The 3,093-nt window shown below is 58.6% G+C and carries 4 protein-coding genes; 3 read left to right on the top strand and 1 reads right to left on the bottom strand.

All coding sequences use genetic code 11. The features are described 5' to 3' along the window. Both EOA60_RS25870 and EOA60_RS25875 read left to right on the top strand, forming a co-directional pair. Positions 1-237 (top strand): TrbI/VirB10 family protein (locus EOA60_RS25870; protein ID WP_281060778.1); only part of this gene is annotated, 237 nt, incomplete at its 5' end. Between the two features lie 12 nt (positions 238-249). Beyond that, on the top strand, positions 250-492 hold the full coding sequence (locus EOA60_RS25875; RefSeq protein WP_029354949.1) for a DUF2274 domain-containing protein: 243 nt from the start codon (positions 250-252) through the stop codon (positions 490-492). Between the two features lie 236 nt (positions 493-728). Here EOA60_RS25875 and hemN read toward each other — a convergent pair whose 3' ends face one another. Next, on the bottom strand, positions 729-2,078 hold the full coding sequence (gene hemN / locus EOA60_RS25880; protein ID WP_091595897.1) for an oxygen-independent coproporphyrinogen III oxidase: 1,350 nt from the start codon (positions 2,076-2,078) through the stop codon (positions 729-731). 151 nt (positions 2,079-2,229) lie between these two features. Between hemN and EOA60_RS25885 the strand changes: the two genes are divergently transcribed. Continuing rightward, on the top strand, positions 2,230-2,973 hold the full coding sequence (locus tag EOA60_RS25885) for a Crp/Fnr family transcriptional regulator (protein ID WP_091595785.1): 744 nt from the start codon (positions 2,230-2,232) through the stop codon (positions 2,971-2,973). Positions 2,974-3,093 lie beyond the last annotated feature (120 nt).

The raw sequence follows: 3,093 nt of genomic DNA on the forward strand, positions 1-3,093 counted from the left end.
ATCAAGGGGGTGGCGCTTGCCACATTGCTCGGTGTCGGCACGGAATTCAGCCTCGGCGAAAACGAGAGCGATCTGGTCAAGGCGATCCGGGAATCAGCCCAGCAGAACGCCAGTCGAGCCGGCCAGCGCATCACCGAAAAAAACCTCAATATCCAGCCCACCATCATCGTCCGCCCAGGTTGGCCACTGCGCGTCATCGTGCACAAGGACATCGTGCTGCGGCCATACGCGAGTTGAGCAGGAGTTACCATGGCTGACCTGAAACTTGGAAAGCTTCCAGACCGAACAGCTTCGAAGATCACCATTACCGTCAGCGCGGAGCTGGGCCAAACACTCAAGGAGTATGCTGCACTTTACCGTCAGACCTATCGTCAGTCTGAAACCGTGGCAGAACTCATCCCTTTCATGCTGGCGGCGTTTCTGGAAGGCGACCGAGCCTTTGCCAAGGCCCGAAAAGAAGGTCTGCCGACGGAGCTTGCCGAAAAATCGTGACTCCTCCGCTAGAGGCAGCTGGAACATTGCCTAGCTGTCGCGGCCTACCTGCTCCTCGCGAAGCATAGGATCAAACACCTTGGAATGCAGGTATGCGTAAGAGAGGATGTGGAAGGAAATACCGCGCAACAGCCTAAGTTTGCATTTTCGATTGGATGCGGTAGTCGCCTATGAGCGGTCAAAATGAAACGCAGCTGGTTCGCGATCGACCAAACGGCGAGCGCACTGTGCTTTGCTCAGACCGCCACCGAGTGCCTCGCCGTTCCCCCTTTGAAATATGTATCGAACTTGGCCGCGATGGTTCGAACGAAGGGGCGACTTTCAGCCCGTACGACGAAACTGTCGCCATCGAATTCAAGCGCTCGGGCAGGATCGTGGAGGGCGATGGACCTCGAGCGATGAAGGAGCTTCTCGCCGGCTTTGCCGAACCGCTCCACCAGATCGACTGCCGAGAAGGCAAAATCACACATCAGCCGCTCGATTATCCAGCCACGGACGCGATCGTCGTCGGAAAGGGCAACGCCCCGGACGGCAGCCAACCCGCCATCCGCAACCATGCGCCCGTACCCGGCAGTCGAAGCCATGTTCTGCACGTAGCCTTGGCGAAAACGACCGATGGACGAAGGGCCAAGTCCGATCAGTGTCGGGCAGCGATCCTCGGTGTAGCCCTGAAAATTGCGATGCAAAACCCCTGCGCGGGCCGCTATGGCCAGCGCATCGTCGGGCTTCGCGAAATGATCGAGTCCTATTGCCTCATATCCCTTGGCGACAATTGCCCGCGCCGCGAGTTGAGATTGGGCGAAACGCTCGGTGGGACTCGGCAGCCATGCCTCGTCGATCATCGTCTGATGCTTCTTGAACCAGGGCACATGTGCGTAGCCGAACAGAGCCATCCGGTCTGGTTCCAAGGTCAGTGCCTGCGCCACCGTGGAACAGATCGTCTCGCGTGTCTGATTCGGGAGCCCGTAGAGCAGGTCCAGATTGACCGATTCAACGCCCCGCGAACGAACCCCGTCGACGACTGCCTTGGTCTGCAAAAAACTTTGCTCACGATTAATTGCTTTTTGCACTTGCGGATCGAAATCCTGCACGCCGAGGCTCGCCCGCGTTACGCCGATTTGAGCAAGCGCATCAAGGCGCGCCTTGTCCATGTCGTTGGTTCCGATTTCGATGCTGACCGTAGCATCCGGGAGAAGGTCGAAGCTGTCCCGCAAGGCCGCTCCAAGAGCAACCATGTCATCGGGCCTCAGCATCGTTGGCGAACCGCCACCGAAGTGGATTGCACGGACATGTGCCTTGCCACTCACCAGACCGGCAATCGTGACGATTTCGGCATTCAGCGAGCGCAGATAAGCGGCCACCGGCTCATATTGGTGCGTCTGCTTGGTGTGACAGGCGCAGAACCAGCAGAGCTTGTCGCAGTAAGGAATGTGCAAATACAGCGAGATTTCGTCGCCACTTTCCAGCGCCTCCAACCAGCCACGGTAAATGGCAGCATCGACCCCGGAATGGAAATGCGGCGCCGTCGGATAGCTTGTGTAGCGTGGGACGTTCTCGCTGAGTTTGACAGCTATTTCCGATTGCATCTCGCGTTCACCGTGTTGCCCGCCGAACACTGCACGCATCGCTGAAGCAGACCCTGATCTCGATCAGCCGCGCGCATGGACAAACCGCCGCAGGACTTCTCTACCCTGGATGGGTATCCTGCCGGCAGTTAGGATCGGGTAAAGCGAACGCATGACCTTTCGGCAAGACATTCATACTTCCGGCATTCCTGTTCTTTGCCTCCCTTGCGAGGCACGGCGTCGCGGTGTCTGCGGTGCGCTCGATCCAGACAATTTGGTTGGGCTCGCCAAGACTTGCTCGCGTCGCCGGATCGAGTCAGGAATGGAGTTGACCGGCGAGGCACAGAACGTCGACAGCTACTCGAACGTGCTTTCAGGCGTGGTAAAGCTATCAAAGAGCCTGTCGGATGGGCGCCAGCAGATCGTCGGTCTCCAGTTTGCACCGAATTTTCTGGGACGTCCTTTCAAGGTGGAAAGCTCGATCAATGCGGAAGCGGCAACAGCAGTCACGCTGTGCTCGTTTCCGCGAGCGGCCGTCGAACGGATGATGAAGGCGTCACGGGAATTCGAGCATCGCCTGCTCAAACAGACGCTGAATGAACTCGATGAGGCGCGCGAGTGGATGGTGACGCTGGGGCGCAAGACAGCTCCGGAAAAGGTGGCGAGTTTTCTCCTCATGATGGCCCGGAATATCGATTCCAGTCTCGACGCGGCTTCCAGGTCAGCGTCCTTCGATCTGCCGCTGACGCGTGCCGAAATCTCTGATTTCCTTGGAATTACCAACGAAACCGTGAGCCGCCAACTGACGCGATTGCGGGCTGACGGGGTGATTCGGATTGAGAACGCACGCCATGTGACGGTGGACAGCATAAGCCGTCTGGAGAAGCGCTGTGGCGGCGGACGCGAGCGGCCCTAAGCGGCGAGGCCCATGTCGCATGGCTCCGGGGCGGGCCGTGCTTGCCTTCTAATGCGATGTCGCCGCGCCTTCGAAGAAGCGGCGTCACGGTCGAGACAGACAGCTTTCGGGCTTTGATAG

Source organism: Mesorhizobium sp. M1A.F.Ca.IN.020.06.1.1, from assembly GCF_004023265.1.
In the GTDB taxonomy this organism is placed as follows: domain Bacteria; phylum Pseudomonadota; class Alphaproteobacteria; order Rhizobiales; family Rhizobiaceae; genus Mesorhizobium.

Excerpts from the sequence above, each read along its gene's own strand:
- EOA60_RS25885 (WP_091595785.1), top strand. The coding sequence starts at position 2,230 with ATGACCTTTCGGCAAGACATTCATACTTCCGGCATTCCTGTTCTTTGC.
- hemN (WP_091595897.1), bottom strand. The coding sequence starts at position 2,078 with ATGCAATCGGAAATAGCTGTCAAACTCAGCGAGAACGTCCCACGCTAC.
- EOA60_RS25875 (WP_029354949.1), top strand. The coding sequence starts at position 250 with ATGGCTGACCTGAAACTTGGAAAGCTTCCAGACCGAACAGCTTCGAAG.